The 19,108-nt window shown below is 66.8% G+C and carries 14 protein-coding genes; 7 read left to right on the top strand and 7 right to left on the bottom strand.

Features of this window, described 5'->3' with window-relative positions:
• Positions 1-43 precede the first annotated feature (43 nt).
• Positions 44-913 carry an oxidoreductase gene (locus MFM001_RS04130; RefSeq protein ID WP_116373882.1) on the bottom strand — a complete coding sequence of 290 codons (870 nt, stop codon included), beginning with the start codon at positions 911-913 and terminating at the stop codon, positions 44-46.
• A gap of 169 nt (positions 914-1,082) precedes the next feature.
• Here MFM001_RS04130 and MFM001_RS04135 point away from each other — a divergent pair, with 169 nt between their 5' ends.
• Complete coding sequence (locus MFM001_RS04135; protein WP_116373884.1) at positions 1,083-2,081, top strand: diacylglycerol kinase family protein; 999 nt, start codon at positions 1,083-1,085, stop codon at positions 2,079-2,081.
• Positions 2,082-2,090: 9 nt separating this feature from the next.
• On the opposite strand, the gene MFM001_RS04140 is transcribed toward MFM001_RS04135, so the two are convergent.
• A complete protein-coding gene (locus MFM001_RS04140) occupies positions 2,091-2,381 on the bottom strand; it encodes a hypothetical protein (RefSeq protein ID WP_116373886.1) in 291 nt (96 codons plus the stop codon).
• Positions 2,382-3,050: 669 nt separating this feature from the next.
• On the opposite strand from MFM001_RS04140, the gene MFM001_RS04145 reads away from it, so the two are divergent.
• The 4 genes from MFM001_RS04145 to MFM001_RS04160 are packed head-to-tail and all read left to right on the top strand — an operon-like array spanning position 3,051 to position 10,035.
• Positions 3,051-6,290 carry a fatty acyl-AMP ligase gene (locus MFM001_RS04145; RefSeq protein WP_116373888.1) on the top strand — a complete coding sequence of 1,080 codons (3,240 nt, stop codon included), beginning with the start codon at positions 3,051-3,053 and terminating at the stop codon, positions 6,288-6,290.
• 17 nt (positions 6,291-6,307) lie between these two features.
• Positions 6,308-7,216, top strand: a complete 909-nt coding sequence (locus MFM001_RS04150; protein WP_116373890.1) for a metal-dependent hydrolase — start codon at positions 6,308-6,310, stop codon at positions 7,214-7,216.
• 3 nt (positions 7,217-7,219) lie between these two features.
• Positions 7,220-8,950 (top strand): SDR family oxidoreductase, encoded by a 1,731-nt coding sequence (locus MFM001_RS04155; protein ID WP_116373892.1) that lies wholly within the window; start codon positions 7,220-7,222, stop codon positions 8,948-8,950.
• A gap of 8 nt (positions 8,951-8,958) precedes the next feature.
• Positions 8,959-10,035, top strand: a complete 1,077-nt coding sequence (locus tag MFM001_RS04160) for a PDR/VanB family oxidoreductase (RefSeq protein WP_116373894.1) — start codon at positions 8,959-8,961, stop codon at positions 10,033-10,035.
• Here MFM001_RS04160 and MFM001_RS04165 read toward each other — a convergent pair.
• Complete coding sequence (locus MFM001_RS04165; RefSeq protein WP_371685177.1) at positions 10,032-11,273, bottom strand: alpha/beta hydrolase fold domain-containing protein; 1,242 nt, start codon at positions 11,271-11,273, stop codon at positions 10,032-10,034. The two genes, MFM001_RS04160 and MFM001_RS04165, sit on opposite strands and share 4 nt — an antisense overlap.
• A 156-nt stretch (positions 11,274-11,429) precedes the next feature.
• Here MFM001_RS04165 and MFM001_RS04170 point away from each other — a divergent pair, with 156 nt between their 5' ends.
• Positions 11,430-12,794 (top strand): 13E12 repeat family protein, encoded by a 1,365-nt coding sequence (locus MFM001_RS04170; RefSeq protein WP_116373896.1) that lies wholly within the window; start codon positions 11,430-11,432, stop codon positions 12,792-12,794.
• A 106-nt stretch (positions 12,795-12,900) separates the two neighbouring features.
• Positions 12,901-13,374, top strand: coding sequence for a hypothetical protein (locus tag MFM001_RS04175; RefSeq protein ID WP_116373898.1), 474 nt, complete (start codon positions 12,901-12,903; stop codon positions 13,372-13,374).
• Positions 13,375-13,460: 86 nt separating this feature from the next.
• On the opposite strand, the gene MFM001_RS04180 is transcribed toward MFM001_RS04175, so the two are convergent.
• The 4 genes from MFM001_RS04180 to dapC are packed head-to-tail and all read right to left on the bottom strand — an operon-like array spanning position 13,461 to position 19,100.
• Complete coding sequence (locus MFM001_RS04180; RefSeq protein WP_116373900.1) at positions 13,461-13,862, bottom strand: hypothetical protein; 402 nt, start codon at positions 13,860-13,862, stop codon at positions 13,461-13,463.
• 43 nt (positions 13,863-13,905) lie between these two features.
• A complete protein-coding gene (locus MFM001_RS04185; protein WP_116373902.1) occupies positions 13,906-16,233 on the bottom strand; it encodes an APC family permease in 2,328 nt (775 codons plus the stop codon).
• Positions 16,233-18,005 (bottom strand): acyl-CoA dehydrogenase family protein, encoded by a 1,773-nt coding sequence (locus tag MFM001_RS04190; RefSeq protein ID WP_116373904.1) that lies wholly within the window; start codon positions 18,003-18,005, stop codon positions 16,233-16,235. Before MFM001_RS04190 ends, MFM001_RS04185 begins: the two co-directional genes overlap by 1 nt.
• Positions 18,006-18,017: 12 nt before the next feature.
• Positions 18,018-19,100 (bottom strand): succinyldiaminopimelate transaminase, encoded by a 1,083-nt coding sequence (gene dapC, locus MFM001_RS04195; RefSeq protein WP_116374365.1) that lies wholly within the window; start codon positions 19,098-19,100, stop codon positions 18,018-18,020.
• Positions 19,101-19,108: the final 8 nt, after the last annotated feature.

Genomic DNA, 19,108 nt, shown 5'->3' on the forward strand with positions numbered 1-19,108 from the left:
CTTTCCCACGTTAACGTCGATCTCGGCGACAGAGCACCCGACCTCAGAGTGGAAACTTGGTATCGGTCAGCTGCTCGGACAGCTCCCACAGCGCGACGGCAGTGCTCGCGCGCTTCGCCGGCCAGTTGCGCCAGGTCGGCTGGCTCGGGCCATAAAACGCGAACCGCGGGCCGATGTACGTGTCGCCGGGCAGATCCTGCGACACCGCGTACAACGTCTGCCGGGCGCCGAAGTCGGCATCGGTGGACACCACCCGGTCGACGCCCAGCACGACGGCGTCGCTCACGGTGCGTCCGGACTGGCCTTGCAGGTTGGTGTGCGACCAGCCGGGGTGGGCGGCCAGCGCGCGCAGCGACGCGCCGGCGGTCTCCAGCCGCCGCTGCAGCTCGCTGGTGAACAGCAGGTTGGCCAGTTTGGACTGGCTGTACGCCAGCCACCGCGAATACGGCCGGGACTGCCAGTTCAGATCTTTGAGGCTGATGTAGCCGAACATGTGCATCAGCGACGACACGGTCACCACCCGGTCGGTGAGCTTGGGCAACAGCAGGTTGGTCAGCGCGAAATGACCGAGGTGGTTGGTGCCGATATGGCGCTCGAAGCCGTCGGTGGTCAGCGCGCGGTCGACGGCCATGATCCCGGCGTTGTTGACCAGGACGTCGACTGCGTCCACGCCGTCGGCGAATGCGCGCACCGAAGACAGATCCTCCAAGTCGAGTCGACGCACCTCGACGTCTCCGGTCATGCGCGAAGCGGCGGCCTCGCCCTTGTCGGTGTTGCGCACCGCCAGGATGACGTGGGCACCGACTCGGGCCAGCTCGCGAGCGGTCACCTCACCCAGCCCGGCGTTGGCGCCGGTGACGATGACGGTGCGTCCGTCGAACGAGGGCAGGTCTGCTGCGGTCCAACCAGGCATGGCAGACACACTAATGATCCCGGCTGAGCGTGGAACCGCGGCGCTGGTCAGGCGATTGGCCGGCGAAAACGACGCCGCAGGTATCGTCCTGGGATGGCGCGCGGATCCGCCTGCGCCCCAGTCCCTCGCCCCGAGGAGTATTCATTTGGGACGCGACGCACCCGCCCGCATGTACCTAGGCGTCATCGTCAATCCGCGCGCACGCAAGAACATCGCTGCTCGGACGGATCGCAGCGCAGAGCTGCGTCGCATCGTCGGACGGTGCGGCGAGGTGCACGAAACCGCCTCGATCGAGGAGCTCCGCGAGGTCATCGAGCAGCTCCACCCGCGGGTCACCCACCTGGTGGGTGACGGCGGCGACGGCGCCCTGCACTGGTTGGTCAACGAGATGCAGCACTGCGTCGACGACCCGGACCGCTGGCCGGCATTCGTGCCCACCAACGGCGGCAGTGTCAACGCCGTCGCCCGCAAGGCGGGCGTGCGCGGGCGCGCCGACGCGATCGTCCGCAAACTGGCCGCTGCCGCCGATAAAGATCAGTTCCCACCCGAAATGTGGCTCGACACTTTGGAACTCGACGGCGCAACCGCGGACGGCGCGCCGTTTCACCGGCTGTGCTTCGGGTTGGCCGCCGGAGGTGTCGGCAACCGGTTCTACGACAAGTACTACGCCAACCCCGACCATGGCCGTGCGGCCGTCGCGCGGGTGATCGGTCGCACCTTCGGCGACTACATCACCAACAAGATCGCTCCCGGCCACATGGAAAGGGAGAACTGGGCGGCTCACCTGTTCGCGCCGACGCATGCCCGCGTCGTCATCGACGGCGAGGAGGTCCCGACCCGGACGCACCGGGTGCTGCACGCCGGCGCGATCGACCTGCGCATCGGCGGACCGTTCCGGCTCTTCCCGAGGGCGTCCGAACCGGGCGCACTGCATTTCCAGGCCGGGGAGATCAGGCCGTCGAGCATCGTCGCGCAGCTTCCGGCAGCGCTCACCTACGGCAGGCTGCGCGGCAGTGGGGTCCGCGATGTCAACGGCCGGGAGATGATTATCGAGGCCGACGACGAGCCGCTGTCCCCGATCATCGACGGCGAGCGCTTCGACGGCATCGTCAGGCTGGTAGCCCGCGCCGGGCCACGCATCCGCGTCGCGCCGGTAGCGCACGGATAGCCGCCCCGTTCACCGCCGCGCGTGGATGGTGCGGATGATCTGCGTGGAGAGCTTGGGGTCGCTCAGCAGTTGGTCGACGAGCGCGACCAGGACCTCTTGTCCGGTGACTCGCGCGAGTCCGAGACGGTCGGCGGCTTCTCGCTGCCAGATGTCTAGGGCCCGGTGCTGAGCGGGTGAAAGGTCGACTGTCCGTCGCGTTCTGGCAGTGCGGGTTCGGCCGATGGCGAAGGGTTCGGTCGGCGCCGCCGCGACCGCGGGTGTGACCGGTGCGCCGCGCTTGATACGGTCGGCACCGCTCATCGTGGGCCTCCTTCTGGAAACGTATCTCAGTAGTCCGTATCTCAGTACATTATGACTTCTGCAGCGCGGCGGGTACAGAGGCCCAGGACCCCGGGCCCCAGCGGCGCGGATCGCCGCGCCGACTGGCTCGAGTCACGGACCGCGACTGCAGCCACGCCGTTCCGCGTTGAGTGACGGTGTTTGCTGGGAATGCAGAGCTCTGTCGATATACCGGCCCGAAGCACCTACGGTTGTCGCATGTATTCGGTCTGTGAGCGTGGCGCTAAAAGGTCGGCGGGCCTGCTACAGAACGAATGAGGTCTCGAAATATCAGCGGTTACGGATTGTCGGGTTTCAGTAGAAGAGTATCGGCGTATTTACATAGACCGACGCTGTGACCAGGTTGTTTATGAAGTACTGATCCACTGATCACAGTATCCGCGGAATAATTAGCACATTTTCGAGCCGATTTTCGTGAGCAGAAACACACCGACACGCCGCCTGTAAATGCTGCGCGAATTCCAGAAACCTGGGAGGTTGTTGTGAGTTCAATGTACATCACCATAAAGACCTGATTAAGCTTTGCCAGGCGTTGCTTAGCAGCGCTACGATCGGGTGTATCCCAGTGATGAAAACCAGTTCTATTGATTGCAGTTAAGACGAGCCTTGAAGGGAGAGTGACTCCTCAAGATGGAGACGCTTATCGATTACCTCGAGAAGTGGGAAGCGCAGCAGCCGGACCAGACCCTCTACCGCTTCGTCGACATCGAGGGCCGTGAGCTCGAGCACTACACCTACCAGAGCTTCGCCGAGCGGACGCGCGAGCTGGCGGCCTACCTCTCCGCAGAGGCCGGCCTGCGGCAGGGCGACCGGGCGCTGCTGGTCTACCCCCCGGGCCTGGAGATGGTCGCGGCGTTCTACGCCTGCGCGCGCCTCGGAGTGATCGCCGTCCCGGTCAGCCCTCCGCTGCCGATGTCGTTCGAAGCAGGCCTGGCCAAGCTCGGCTTCATCGCGCGCGACTGCCAGGCCAAGGCCGTGCTGTCGACCAAGCAGCTCGAGTACGACTTCCGCTCGCTGCTGGGCAACCAGCAAGGCGGACTGCCGTGGGCCGACGTCGCGCAGCTTCCGGACCTGCCCTGGTTCGCGACCGATGCGACGCAGGACTTCGGCGGCGCATCCGTGACCGACACCCCCGGTCCGGTGCTCTTCCTGCAGTACACCTCCGGCTCCACCAGCGATCCGAAGGGCGTGATCGTCAGCCACGCCAACGTCATCGCCAACGCCTCGGCGTTCAGCGGCAAGGAAGTCGCGGTCAGCTGGCTGCCGCAGCACCACGACATGGGCCTGATCTCCGCTTACTTGTTCATCGTCGTGCTCGGCGGGACCACGCACGGAATGTCACCGGCCGACTTCCTGCAGCGGCCGTCGGCCTGGCTGCGGCTGATCAGTGAGGTCCGCGCCACCCACACGCCCGCGCCGAACTTCGGCCTCGAGTACTGCCTGCGTGAGGACAAGCTCCCCGCCGCCGAGCTGGCCGGCCTCGACCTGAGCAGCCTGGACAGCATCGTCGTCGGCGCCGAGCCTCTGCGCGACAAGACGTTCGCCCGCTTCCGGGAGCGCTTCGCGCCCTACGGTCTGCGGCCCGACGCGCTGACCGGCGCGTTCGGCCTGGCCGAGAACACCCTGGGGGTGACGCTCAAGGGCCGACAGACCGTGACCGTGAACAAGCGGGCACTGGAACAGAATGTGGTGCGGATCGAAAAGGCCGTGCCCGAGAACAACAACCAGACCCCGCTGGTGAGCTCCGGCAAGGCCGTCGCCGGAAACGTGATCCGCGTGGTCGACCCGCAGTCGCGGCAGGACCTGGGCGAGGGCCGGATCGGCGAGATCTGGGTCGACGGCGCATCCAAAGGCGGCGGCTATTGGCGCCGTCCCGAGCTCAGCGCGGAGACGTTCGAAGCCCGCATCGTCGGCGACGACGAACACACTTATCTGCGCACCGGCGACCTCGGCTTCCTCTACGAGGACGAGCTGTTCGTCTGCGGCCGGCGCAAAGACCTGATCATCGTCCGCGGCGTCAACTGCTACCCATCGGACATCGAGTCGGTCGTGGAACGCTCTGCCGCACAGATCCGCGGCGGCTGCGTCGCCGCCTTCTCGGTCGAGCGGGACGAGCAGGAGTCGCTGGTCGTGGTCGCCGAGGTGCGCGACAAGGGCGCGCTCCCCGATGCCAAGATGCTGGCCCGGGCCATCCGCAGGCACTGCCACATCGATCCGCAGACCATCGTGTTCTCACCGCCGCGCAGCATTCCCAAGACCACGTCGGGCAAGATCCGGCGCGCGCACACCCGCCAGCTCTGGCTGGACGGCAAGCTGCCGGTGCTGGCGAGCCACTCTCATGAGGCACCCGAAGCGCCGGGAGCCGGCGCGGGTCCGCTGGAGCGTTTCCGCTACCTGATCGAGAGCTACGACCTGACCGGTCAGGAGGACTGCAGCTTCGCCGATCTGGGCATCGACTCGCTGGCCCTGGCCGAGCTTCACACCGACTTGCAGGCCTTGCTGAGAGAGCACGGCGCCGGTGAGCTGGCGAAGGAGGTCAACACGCGGCTGCTTCAGCGGCTGACGGTTGCCGAGTTCTTCCAGATCATGCGGCAGTTCGGAGAGGGGGCCGAGCTGCCGCTCCAGACCTTGCGGCAGACGCTGGATCAGATTGCCGCCGAGTACGAGGAATACGAGACCCGGCAGATGCGTGCCGACGCGCAACTGCCGCTGCCGGCCCTGCCGCCGGCGCGCGACGGCGTGCCGACCGACATCCTGCTGACCGGCGCCACCGGGTTCCTCGGGCCGTTCCTGGTCAGCAGCCTGCTGGCGCAGACGTCCTACACCGTGCACGCCTTGGTGCGCGCCACCGATGCGGCGCACGGCCTGGACCGGATCATCGCGGGGCTGCGGCAGGCCCAGCTGTGGTCCCCCGGCCTGGAAGCCGAGGTCCGCGCGCGGGTGCGGGTGATCTGCGGCGATCTCGCCGAGCCGCACCTGGGGATCGGTGAGACGGCGTTCCAGCAGCTGGCCGAGAGCATCGACGCCATCGTGCACAACGGCGCCCTGGTCAACTACGTCCGGACCTACGACGCCCTGCGACCCACCAACGTGGGCGGCACGCACGAGCTGCTGCGTCTGGCCATGACCGCGCACCGGAAAGCTTTCCACTTGGTTTCCAGCACCTTCATCTATGGCTGGAGCACCATGCCGGTGGTCGGCGAAGATTACGCGAACGAGGAGATGAGCGGCCTGGACTTCGGCTACTCGCAGTCAAAATGGGTCGCCGAGCAGCTGGTGCTGGCAGCGCAGCGCCAGGGACTGGATGTGCGAATCTACCGTCCGTCGCTCATCTCCCCGACCAGCGCGGGCTACGGCAGCCAGGACGACATCCTGGTGCGGCTCACCGCGTTCATGATCGAGCACGGTTTGGCTGTGGACGCCCGCAACCAGATCAGCCTCCTGCCGGCGGACCTGATCGCCGATCACATCGTGTCGCTGATGGGCCTTCCGGCCGAGGCGGGTACGGTCTTCAACCTGACCGCCGACGACTACTACAACCTCACCCACATCACCCGGCTGTTGTCCGAACGCCACGGCTACCGCTTTGACTACCTGGACATCCCGTCGTTCACCGACGAGGTGAACCACCGGTGCACGCCGGGCGATGCGCTCTATCCGCTGGTCGATTTCCTCACCCGTTCGGCCGCCAAGATCCAGGCCATGCGGGACAAGCGCTACGACAACAGCCAGTACCGCCAGGCACGCTCGCTGGCCAAGGTCCGTCGCCGCGAGCCGGCGCTGGCCGACACGGTCGACGACCTCGTCGGGTTCCTGCGTCGCGAGCGTCTGATCACCGAGGCGGAGAGCGAAGCACGATACAGCGCGTAACTAGACTGGAGATTGCGATGTTTACCGTCGATGACCAGGCAGCGGGCCCGCACGACGAGACCCTCGATCATGAGCGGATCGTCCTGCAGGCGCGCGACGTCGACTTCGACTGGGCAAAGCTGCCGTTCTACTACGTGCCCAACGAGGTGTTCGCGACCCACTTCTGCAATGTCCTGCATCTGCTGCTGCCGGCGGGCGAGGAGTGGATCGTCGATGTCTTCAAACGGGCGCTGCCGCTGATCCGCGACGACCAGCTGCGGCTGGACGTGCAGGGCTTCATCAGCCAGGAGGCCATGCATTCCCAGGCGCACGCCGGCGTGGCCGACCACCTGACAGCCAAGGGCGTGGATATGACGCCGTTCACCAGCCAGATCCGGTGGATGTTCGACAAGCTGATCGGGGACCGGCCGTGGTGGAGCCGGCGGCGACGGCAGAGCTGGTTGGCAGAGCAAGTGTCGATCGTGGCCGCGCTGGAGCACTACACCGCGATCCTCGGTGAGTGGATTCTGGACACCCCGCAACTCGACGACCTCGGCGCCGACCCGGTGATGTTGGACCTGCTGCGCTGGCACGGCGCAGAAGAAGTCGAGCACAAAGCGGTCGCCTTCGACACCATGAAGCATCTGCGGGCCGGGTACTGGCGCCAGGTGCGCACTCAGCTGCTGGTGACGCCGGCAATGCTGTGGTTATTCGCACGTGGCGTGCGGTTCATGTACTCGGTCGACCCGCACCTGCCGCCGGGAACCAAGCCGCGCTGGCGGGACTACTTCGATGCGGCGCGACGGGGTTTGGTGCCCGGGCCATTCCAGTTCGTGCGGGTGATCGGCGCGTACTACAAGCCGAGTTTCCATCCGTCGCAGCTGGGCGGCGTTGGGCGCGCGGTCGAGTACCTGGCCCGCTCCCCTGCTGCCCGCGCCGCGCACTGAGCCATGGCCACCTCCTTCGTGACCGCGTCGGACGGCGTTTCTCTGGCCGTGCACCGGTACGGCGAGATCGACGCCCGGCGGCCGACCATTCTGGCCATCCACGGCTACCCGGATAACCACCACGTGTGGGACGGCGTCGCGGAACTAGTCTCCGACCGCTTTAACTTTGTGGCCTACGACGTGCGCGGCGCCGGTGAATCCGCATGCCCGCCCGACCGGTCGGGATACCGCCTCCCCCAACTGGTTTCGGATATCGCCGCGGTGATCGACAGTCTCGGGGTCGACGAGGTTCACCTCGTGGCCCACGACTGGGGCTCGATTCAGGCGTGGGCCGCGGTCACCGACGAGTCCGTGATGGACCGGATCGCGTCGTTCACGTCGATCTCCGGGCCGCACCTGAACTATGCGGGCAAGTTCCTGCGGTCACCGCGCACACCGCGCGCCCTAGCCGACGTCGCCAAACAGGTCCTGGCGTCCAGCTACATCTGGTTCTTCTTGTGCCCGGCTGTGCCGGAGCTGGCGATCAGGTCACGGGCGACGGCGAAAGTCTTTGAGGCGGTTGAACATATCGGCCGTTCGAGCACCCGTAGCCGGCGCCCTGCGCCGTACCGGTCGACGCATGACTACCTCAACGGGCTCAACCTCTACCGCGCCAACATGCCCGCGCCGATCCTCGCGCCGCCGTCGCAGCTGCCGGGAACACGTGTCCCGGTGCAGGTACTGGTCGCGCGCCAGGACTATTTCGTGTCGCCGCCGTTGCAGCGGTTCACCGGCTCGCTTGCGCCGGGCGGCAGGATCATCCCGATCGAGGGCGGGCACTGGGTGGTGACGTCGCGCCCCGACGTCATCGCCCGGCTCACCGCCGAGTGGGTGGACGGCCGCGCCACACCCGTCATCGAGACCGGATCCCGTGATGTGGTAGGCAAACTCGCGCTGGTTACAGGGGCCGGCGCTGGGATCGGCCAGGCCACCGCGGTGGAGTTGGCCCGCCAGGGCGCCGCCACTGTCGTGGTGGTCGACCTCGATGCCGGCAGCGCTGGCGAGACCGCGGAGGCTGTGCGGGCGGCCGGGGCGGAGGCTGCCGTCTACCAGGTCGACGTCAGTGACGAAGCGGCGATGAACGACCTTGCGGCGCAAGTACTTAGCAAGCACGGGGTGGTCGACATCCTGGTCAACAACGCCGGTATCGGGATGGCAGGCCGGTTCCTGGAGACCACGCCGGAGCATTGGGACACCATCATCGGGGTCAATGTGCGCGGCGTCATCAACGGCAGCCGGGCGTTCGGCGCGCAGATGGTCGACCGCGGCCAGGGCGGAACGATCATCAACGTGTCGTCGGCCGCAGCGTTTTTGCCGTCGAAGTCCATGGTCGCCTACGGCACCACGAAAGCGGCGGTGCTGGCGTTGAGCGAATCGCTGCGCGCGGACCTCGCCGACGAGGGCATTACGGTGACGGCGGTGTGCCCCGGTTTCGTCAATACCAATATCGCTAAAAGCACTGTGTACGCGGGTCTTTCGGCAGAGCAGCAGGAGCGAGCCCGGCAGAAGGCCGACGCTGCGTATCGGCGTCGTAACTACACCCCGGAAGCCGTCGCGAAGGCGATCGTCAAGGCAATCCGCACTGGCCCGGCGGTGCTGCCGGTCGCGGCTGAGTCCAGGGTCGGCTACGCGCTGCGTCGCATCAGTCCCTCGCTGGTCCGGCTGTTCGCGAGATTCGACCTCCGACAGACGTGAGAGGAACTGTGAAACAAGGCATTTGGACAAGCAGACCGGCCGACCTCTATGGCCGCCGGAAACGCGACCGCGCGCTGACCGCGCTGTACGGCGTGGGCACACTGTTCGGCGGTCTGGCGTCGGTGTCGCGATGGACGCCGTCTCGCGTGGCGCCGGTGCAGCGCGCGATTACCGCGGTGGTCACCAAACGCGAAGTACTGGCCCCCGACGTGGTCGCGTTGACGTTGGCCGATCCCGATGGTGGACTGTTGCCGTCGTGGACACCCGGTGCGCACATCGATGTCCGGCTGCCCTCGGGCCGGCGTCGGCAGTACTCGCTGTGCGGCCCGCCCGGCCGGCGCACCGACTACCGAATCGCCGTGCGCCGCATCGCCGATGGTGGTGGTGGCTCGATCGAGATGCACGACAGCTTCGACGTGGGTGACACGCTGGTACTGGAAGGCCCGCGCAACGCGTTCTATCTCGTCACTGACGAGCGCCAGGTGTTGTTCGTGATCGGCGGCATCGGGATCACACCGATCCTGCCGATGGTGCAGGTCGCCCAGCAGCATGGAATCAATTGGCGCGCAGTGTATGCCGGCCGCAGCCGCCAGTTCATGCCGCTGCTGGACGAGCTTGTGGCGGTGGCGCCGGATCGGGTCACGGTGTGGGCGGACGACGAGCGCGGCCGGATCCCCACCGCCGAGGACCTGCTTGTCGATGCCGGCTCCGCGACGGCTGTCTACGTGTGCGGGCCGACCGGCATGCTGGAGTCGGTGCGCACGGCGCGTGACGAACATGCCGACGCGCCATTACATTATGAGCGGTTCAGTCCACCGCCGGTGGTCGACGGTGTCCCCTTCGAGTTGGAGCTTGCGCGGTCACGGCAGGTGGTCAGCGTGCCGGCGAACCGCTCGGCGCTGGCGGTGATGCTCGACCGTGACCCGGCCACCCCGTACTCGTGTCAGCAGGGCTTCTGCGGAACCTGCAAGGTCAGGGTGCTGGCCGGCGACGTGGAGCGCAGAGGGCGCGCCGCCGAGGGCGATGACGAAATGCTGGTATGTGTCTCGCGGGCCAAGGGCGATCGTGTGGTGATCGACGCCTAAAGCGACGTCTTCGCGTAGATCTCGGCGAGGAACTGTTCGACGGCCACCGCAGCGTGCTGGGCACGTGCCGACCCGAAGATATCGAAAGCGTGCTGTGCGTAGGGTAATTCGGCGTACGCGACCGGCTGGCGGCTGACTTCCCGCAGCCGCGCGGCGAAAGCGCGGGCCTGTTCGACCGGGATCAGCGAGTCGTTGCGCCCATGCAGCACGAAAAACGGTGGCGCATCGGGGCCGACGTGGCTGATTGGCGAGGCGGCGCGCAGAGCCTCCGTGGTTTCGTTGCGCGACAGTTTGAATACGTATTTGCCCAGCGTCGGCGTCATCAGTGGGTGCAGCGAGTCGGTATAGGTGAAGTCGTAGACGCCGTAGAACGGGACCGCGGCCCGCACGCTGGTGTCGGCGTCCTCGAAACCCGGTTGAAATTGTGTGTCATTCGCGGTCAGCGCGGCCAACGCGCTTAGATGCCCACCTGCTGACCCGCCGGTGATCGCAATCCAGTCCGGGTCCCCGCCGTATTCGGCGATGTGCTCCTTGGTCCAGGCCAGTGCGCGTTTGACGTCGACGATGTGGTCGGGCCAGGTCGAGCGCGGGCTGAGCCGGTAGTTGATCGCGACACAGATCCAGCCCAATTCGGCCAGGTGACTCATCAACGGATACGCCTGGTGGCGTTTACTTCCCAGCATCCACGCGCCGCCGGGAACCTGCAGTAGCACTGGAGCCTGCCCCTTGGGATCCAAATCGGGACGGCGCCAAATGTCGAGATGGTTGCGCGAACCGTATGGGCCGTAACTGATGTTGGTGTCGTGCGCGTAGTCGCCGTAGACCCGCATCATGCGGATGACACCTGGCGACTTGGCCGTGCCCGCACCCGCCGGCCGCTTCCACAGATCGCCCGATTCGGTGCGACGGCCCGCGCCCAGCCCGACATCCAGCGCGGCGGTCAGCGGGCTGTCGGATTGGCGGCCGATGCGATGCAGACCTAACAGGCCTAGCCATGACACGGCCGACACCAGCCAACTGAACCAGCGCACCCGTGGTGAGAGCCGGCGGGTCACTGCGGCCAGTGTCGCGAGTTGGCCGCCGAGAACCTGCAGCGGTAGTTCCGAGGCGAACACGCCGTAGGCGAAGGCGAACAGTGAGGGGTAGCCGCGCTTGCTCAGCGGGCGGTAGCCGTTGGCGGTGAATGCCAACCCGGTCAGGGACCCCAAGACAGCTGTCAATTGCTTCACGACGGTCACTTAACCATCCGCTTGTCGCGTCATCGACGGTCGGGGGTGACCGCAGCAACCGGGGGCCGCACGAAACCCCCGACATCACTGTAACCACTTGTGTCACTTTGGTTTCCCTTGTGGATTGTCGTGTCGCGTGTCCGGGTTGCGTGATAGTATTCGAACATGCGTTCGAGTAGCCGGGAAGACATCGTCGCGGTCTTCGACTCGCTCGAGGCTGACCTGAAGCGCGCCCTGGATCTGGACTTCGACGTGCTGACCACGCCGGAGCGGCTCGCACTGCTGGAACGCTGCGAGACGGTGCGCCGCCGGCTGCCCGCGGTCGAACATCCGCTGATCACCCAGCTCGCCGAGCAGGCCAGCGACACCGAGCTGGGCGGCACGCTGCGCTTTGCGCTGGCCGAACGGCTACGCATCACCCCCGCCGAGGCGTCGCGGCGCATTCACGATGCTGAAGAGCTTGGGGAGCGCCGGGCGATGACCGGTGAACCGCTCGAGGCGGTGTTGCCCGCCACCGCCGCCGCCCAGCGCGCCGGACAGATCGGTGCCGGTCACGTGGCGGTGATCCGCAGCTTCATGCACCGGCTGCCCGGCTTTGTTGACGTCGAGACCCGCGAGCACGCCGAGGCCCATCTGGCCGGGCTCGCCGCCCAGCATCGCCCCGACGATTTGGCCAAGCTAGCCGCCCGGCTCACCGATTGTCTGAACCCCGACGGTGATTTCACCGACGACGACCGAGCCCGCCGGCGCGGGCTGACCCTTGGCAAGCAAGGCCCCGATCAGATGTCCCAACTCAGCGGCTGGATCACCCCGGAGCTGCGCGCCACCATTGAGGCGGTGTGGGCCAAGCTGGCCGCCCCGGGCATGTGCAACCCCGACGACCCGGCGCCAGTGCTGGACCGGACACCCTGTGAGCAGACCGCCCAGCGTGACTCGCGCAGCACCGGGCAGCGCCACCACGACGCCCTGCTGGCTGGGCTGCGGGGACTGCTGGCCTCCGGAGAGCTGGGTCAACACAACGGGCTACCGGCCACCATCATCGTCACCACCAACCTGGGCGATCTCGAAGCCGGCACCGGCCACGGACTCACCGGCGGCGGATCACTGCTACCGATGTCCGACGTGATCCGGCTGGGCTCGCACGCGCACCACTACCTCGCGATTTTCGACCAAGGCAAAGCCTTGGCGCTCTACCACACCAAACGCCTCGCCTCACCCGCGCAAAGAATCGTGTTGTACGCCAAGGATCACGGCTGCAGCTTCCCCAACTGCCCAGTGCCCGGCTACTCCTGCGAAGCCCACCACTGCACCCCGTATGCCACATGCCGCACCACCGACATCAACGACCTCACCCTGGGCTGCGGCGGACACCACCCGCTGGCCGAAGAAGGCTGGACCACCCGCAAAAACGCACACGGCGACGCCGAATGGATCCCACCACCACACCTCGACCACGGCCAACCCCGCGTCAACCGATACCACCACCCCGAAAAGCTGTTGCGGGATGGCGATGACGACGACGGGCCGTAAGTGGACTCTTGCCAAGCCAATCGAGCAAGCATTACATCCTCACTTCCTGAAAAACCCTGCCGCCGAGGCTTGCGCAACCCCCCGCCGACGGGCGCATCATCGGGACATGGACGAATCAGCCAAGGTGATAAGCCGTGGTTGGTTGGCCATGCTCGTCGGCACCGCCTTACTCGCCGCCGGGCTAGTCGTGCTGTGCTTGCCGATCTACCTCGACGCACACGACCGGTGGGGCATCCAGATCAAATGCGGCAACGGCTACTACACGCAGTTGCTGCAGGCGTCGATCAGCGATCAAGAACCCGCGCAGCATTCCAGGCCGGCCACCAACTACGTGGACCAATGCAAGAGCGCTCTGCTGCACCGGCGCGTCTGGGCGATTCCGTTGACCGCCACCGGCACCCTGATCGTGATCGGCGAACTGGCGGCGTGGATGCGCGGCGGCTCACCGAGTACTCCCGAGCCGGGTTCGCCCGAACCGGCGTGGCCGGCCGCCCGCCCCGAAGAGGAATTCCACGAAGCCGCCGCGCTGGATCGCCGCTACCGTTCGCATCGGCCTCCGGCCCACGACACCACGTTGTGATCCCAAGGAGCGGCTGACCTTACGTGACATTGCTGCGGGCGCGGGTCGCGGATTACGAAGCCGCGAGCGCCGAATAGCGCCCCGGGTCACGTGGCGCGATTGCCTTCGCGCTTGTCGGCTTTCCGCACGTCTGATGACCGACCGCCCGCGAGTCGACCCAGCGTCGAAACCCCCGGGAGGCTGGACAGGGCCCTGAACACGTCGTCGCCCGTCGCGACGAGCGCTTCGAGTTGCGGCAGCAGGCGGTCCAGGGTTCGGATCATGGGATCGGCAAGGGCGATGTATCTTTCCGCACGATCGATCGTTGTGTTGAGGCGCTCGGTCGCGATCGCGAGGTTTTCCAACAGATCCGGCATTTGCGCGGCGATCTGAACGGAAGCCGGCGGAATACGCATCGCGCCGCTTGCGACCGCTTGTGCCGTTTCCACAGCCGATTGTGCAGCGGATTTGATATCCCCAGGTTTCGGAACCTTTGGGTTGGTAGCCATATCGGTAACTTTGCCGCACGCCGGCGACGCTGTCCTTGCTTTGCTACGTAGTTTCCGCGGGTTCTTCGAGCACCTGGTAGGTGGGGTCCACCATCGACATCGGGCGGCTGCCACTCTGACGCACCTTTCCGGTGACACGCAGCAGTTGGCCGGGCTGGATCTCGTCACCACGCCCGGGATTGAATGTGACCCGTATTTCTCCGCTGTCGTCGCCGACGACGATCCACCGGAACGTCTGTCTGCGCTTCGTGGTTTCCTCGACCTGACTGACCCGTCCTTCGATGGTGGCCCGTCGTCCCGGAATCAGACCATCCACCGCGATCACCGCCGACGGACTCTCGGGATGTTCGTATTCCTCGACGGTCCGTTGTTCACCACGGGAGATCCGCGCTTCGATCTTGTCGAGTTCGCGAACGATCCGCTGCTCGAAGAGATCGGGGAAGGCTTCGGCGATCTTGGACTGCACGTCGTAGGGCACGATGGTCGCGGCCGCATCCGGGATCCGGCTGATGGCCCGCGCGATCTTGTCCGCGGTGCGGTCGTGGAGCAATCGTCCCAGCATCGGCGAGTAGGTGCGGCGCGGCAGTAGCACCGTGACGTTGGTGTCAGGGTGTTCGCCGAGCGCCCGGACGACGAGTTCCTGTGCCGCCCTGGTGATTTGCCGGTCCGGACAGTCGACCACCCGCAGCCGGGTGTCGAGTTCAAAGCGATCCCAGCGCTTTCGCAGCTGCGCCGCATAGGCGGCGTCGACCATGAAATGCACGGCGATCAACTCGTCGGCGCGCAGACCCCTTCCGTAGCGGAGCGCCTCGATCACCGCAAGGTCGACGGAGTTGACGAACACGAACACCCGATGCCGCGCGTACTTGACCAATTCGGGCCGGTCGGTGCGGAACCTCTCGAGAATCGCGGCCTCGGCGCGGTATTCCTTGTTGAGCCGCATCAGCGCCAACACCATCAGGGGGAAGACCACGACCACCAGCCAGGCGCCTTCGGTGAACTTCGCCACCGCGAAGATACAGACGATGATCGTCGACAAGACGCCGGCGGAGAAGTTGATCGCCAGCTTGTGCCGCCAGCCCGGCTGGCGGTGCGTCAGATGGTGTTTGGTCATTCCGTAGCCGGCCATCGAGAACCCGGTGAACACCCCGATCGCGTAGAACGGCACCAGTGCGTTGACCGAGCCGCCGGTGGCGATCAGCAGCGCCACCGACAGCGCGGTGAGCGCGATGATGCCGTTGGAGAACACCAGCCGATGCCCGCGTTTGGTCAGCTGCCTCGGCAAAAAGCGGTCCTCGGCGACAAAGCTTGCCAGCGCCGGGAAACCGTTGAAACTGGTGTTGGCACCGGTGAACAAGATGGCCGCAGTCGACGCCTGAACCAGGAAGTACAAGGCGTTGCCGACCATCCCCTGGCCGAACACCATCCGGGCGATCTCCGAGAGCATCGACGGATACTCGTCGACATACGGCGTCGCGCGGGTGACGTTCGCGAGGTACGCCACGCCGGCCAGCAAGAACCCGAGGATGCAGGCCATGACGGTGAGGACGCGACGCGCGTTGGTGCCCTGCGGTTTACGGAAGACGTTGACGGTGTTGGAGATCGCCTCGACCCCGGTCAGCGACGACCCTCCGTTGGCAAAGGCGCGCAGCAGCACCAGGATCGTCGCGCCCATCACCAGCCCGTTGCCCTGGTGGACCGGCACCGCCCCGGCAATGTGTTGCGGGTCGTATGTCGGTAAGCCCCAGAAGAGGTGGCGGACCACGCCGGTCACGATCGTCGCCGAGATCATGACCACGAACGAGTAGGTCGAGATCGCGAACGGCAGGCCCGCCTCGCGCAACCCGCGCAGGTTGGCGTAGCAGATCAGAAGTACCACGGCGACAGTGATTTCCAGGCTGTACGGGCCGAGCGGACGGATCGCCGACACCACCGCGACCGTGCCGGCCGCCGACTGCACCGCCACCGTCACCACGTAGTCGATCAGCAGTGCCGCCGCGGCGATCTGCGCCACTCTGGGCCCGAAGTTCTCCCGCGCCACCACATACGAGCCACCGGCGCGGGTGTAGGCCATCACCACCTGCCGATACGATGCGGCCACCAACACCAGGATCAACAGAATGACACCGGTGATCGGCAGCAGCAACGCGAACGCGGCCAGGCCCGCATGGGGCAGCAGCTCGATCATGATCTGCTCGGGACCGTAGGCGGTCGACGAGATCGCGTCGGGCGAAAGCGCCCCCAGCGCAACCGGATTCGACAGCCGCTCGGAATTCAATTCCTCGGTGATCAGCGGCTTGCCGAGAAAGATGCGCTTGAAGACGTCGGTGATGGACAGCGGGATGCGCGGCTGCGGCGCGGGTGCTGTCATCAGTCGGTGACCAGCGCGCCGTCGACGAGTTCGTCGAATCGTTCGATCGCCTCGTCGTTGTCGGCGTCGATGCCGCGTAGCGGCCCGTGGTCGGCCAGATATCGGTGCGCGTACAACCGGGCGACCAGTGCTTTGCGGTCTGTGCCGTATGTCGCCCGCTCCCAGGCGGCCTGCTCGGTGAGCAACGCACCGGCGTACACGTCGCCCATGAATTGCGCGAGCGGGAACAAGCGCGCTTCGGCCACGTCGCCCTCCAGCTTGGTCCAGGCGGTGATCGCCGCATCCAGATCCGCGACGCGGCGGCTGACCAACTGCGTCGTGGCGTCGTCGTCGGACACCGATACCGCGTCGTGCAGGCGCTCCAGCAGCGGCTGGTGGGCCTGGATTTTCTCGATGCCGCGCCGCACGTCCAGGCACAAGATGTTGTCGGGTCCCTCCCAGATGGTGTTCACCTGGGCGTCGCGCAATATCCGTGCCACCGGCCAGTTTTCGATGTAACCGTTGCCGCCGTGGATTTCGATCGCGTCCGAGGACATCGTGATACCCAGCCGGCAGACTTTCAGTTTGGTGACCGGCACGGCGATGCGCTGCCTGACGGCCCGAGGTTGCCGATGGTTGGCCAAGCCGGTGCCGTCGAACACCATGGCCTGAGCGGCTTCGACGTCGACGATCATCTCGGCCAGCTTGCGCCGCATCAACGGCTTGTCGATCAGCCTGTCGCCGAAGGCAACACGGCGCTGCGCGTAACACAGCGACTCGACCAGCGCGCGGCGCGCGTTGCCGACGGCGAACAGCGCGATACCCAGCCGCGCGGCGTTGGTCAGCTCCATCATCCGGCCCAGACCCTTGCCGTCGTGCGAGCCTTCGCCGGACGGCTCACCGGACAGCAGAAAAGCTTCGGCGTCAACGAATTCCACTTCTCCGGAGGCCACCGACCGGGTGCCGAGCTTGTCCTTGAGACGACGGATGCGCACCCCGTTGCGCGACCCGTCGCGGCGGGTCCGCAGCACCAGGAAGGTGGCCACGCCGCGGCTGGAGTCGGGCGCGCCTTCGGGTTTCGCCAACACCACGAACACCTGGCCGTCACAGTTGGACGCAAACCACTTGAACCCGTTGAGCCGCCAGCTATCTCCGTGTCGCGTCGCGGTCGTCTCCAGCGCGCCCAGATCCGAACCGCCGGTGCGCTCGGTCAGCAGCTGCGCGGTCTCGCCCTCCCATTCGCCGGTCTCGAACTTGGCCAGCACATGGTCGCGCACGTCGGCCGGCGCGTACGCCGCGACTAGTGACTTGACCATGCCGCCACCGGTGCCGAGCGCGCAGCCCATGCCGATGTCGGCTTGGTCGAGCAGATAGTTGGCGGCGAACAGCGGCAGCGACGGGTTGAGGCCGGCTTTGCGGGCGTCGTCTTTGAGCGCCTGGTGCGCGTCGAGCACCGCCCGTTTGGACGCGGTGAACGACGGCGGTTGCACCACCCGGCTGACGTCGTGCCCCCAGCGGTCGTAGCGCTCCAGCCGCGCCGGGTTGCGATCGGTCTCCTCGGCCCATCGCGCCACCGGGCCGCCCATCAGTTCGCCGATGCGGTCCAGATGCGGCTCGGCCACCGCCAGCTCGTCGGGCCGCAGGTAGTAGGCCATCGTGAACTGCAGGCTCGGATCGCTGCGATACCAGTTGAGCCCGACCGCTCCGGTGTAGTTCTCCGTGCGGTAGCGCTCGGACTTCTCTGCAGAGCTGAACGGCAGCCGGTCCACCGCTTCGCGGTCGTACGCGCTCATATGGCGACCGTATTACAGCCGCGCCACCGCCGCGGCGATCCGCTCGTCGGTGGCGGTCAGCGCCACCCGCACGTGGCGTGCGCCACCCGGGCCGTAGAACTCGCCGGGCGCCACCAGGATGCCGCGCTGCGCCAGCCAAGCGACCGTGTCGCGGCAGGGCTCGCCGCGGGTCACCCACAGATACAGCCCGGCCTCGGAATGGTCGACGGTGAAACCGGCCTTCCGCAACGCCGGCAGCAGCAGTTTGCGCCGGCGCCGGTAGCGCTCGCGCTGCTCGCGCTCGTGGTCGTCGTCGTCCAGCGCGGCGACCATGGCAGCCTGCACCGGGGTGGGCACCATCATCCCGGCGTGCTTGCGGACCGCCAGCAGTTCGCCGACCACGTGCGGATCGCCGGCGACGAACCCGGCCCGGTAGCCGGCCAGCGACGAGCTCTTCGACAGCGAATGCACCGCCAGCAGCCCGGTGTGGTCGCCGTCGCACACCGACGGATGCAGGATCGACAGCGGCTCGGCGTCCCAGCCGAGCCCGAGGTAGCACTCGTCGGAGGCCACCAATGCGCCGCGCTCTCGCGCCCAGCTCACGACCTTGCGCAGATGGTCGACTCCGAGCACCCGCCCGGTCGGGTTACTGGGCGAGTTCACGTACACCAGCGACGGGGTTTGCGGCCCCAACTGGGTGAGCGAGTCCGCGTGCATTGTCTGCGCCCCGGCCAGCCGCGCGCCGACGTCGTAGGTCGGGTAGGCCAGCTCGGGCACCACGATCAGGTCCGCGGCGCCCAGCCCCAGCAGCGTCGGCAGCCACGCGATGAGCTCCTTGGTGCCGATCACCGGCAGGACTGCGCTCTCGGCCAGCCCCGTGACGCCGTAGCGGCGGCTCAGTGCCTTGACGGCGGATTCCCGCAACCGCGGGGTGCCGGCGGTGGTGGGGTATCCCGGCGACGCACTGGCCGCGGCAAGCGCCTCGCGGATCAGCGGCGCAACCGGGTCCACCGGTGTGCCGACCGACAAGTCGACGATGCCGCCGGGGTGCGAATCGGCCAGTGCGCGTGCGTCATTCAGGGTGTCCCACGGGAACACCGGCAAGGACGCCGACACGGGCCGGC

Source organism: Mycobacterium sp. MFM001, from assembly GCF_003402475.1.
Classification (GTDB): domain Bacteria; phylum Actinomycetota; class Actinomycetes; order Mycobacteriales; family Mycobacteriaceae; genus Mycobacterium.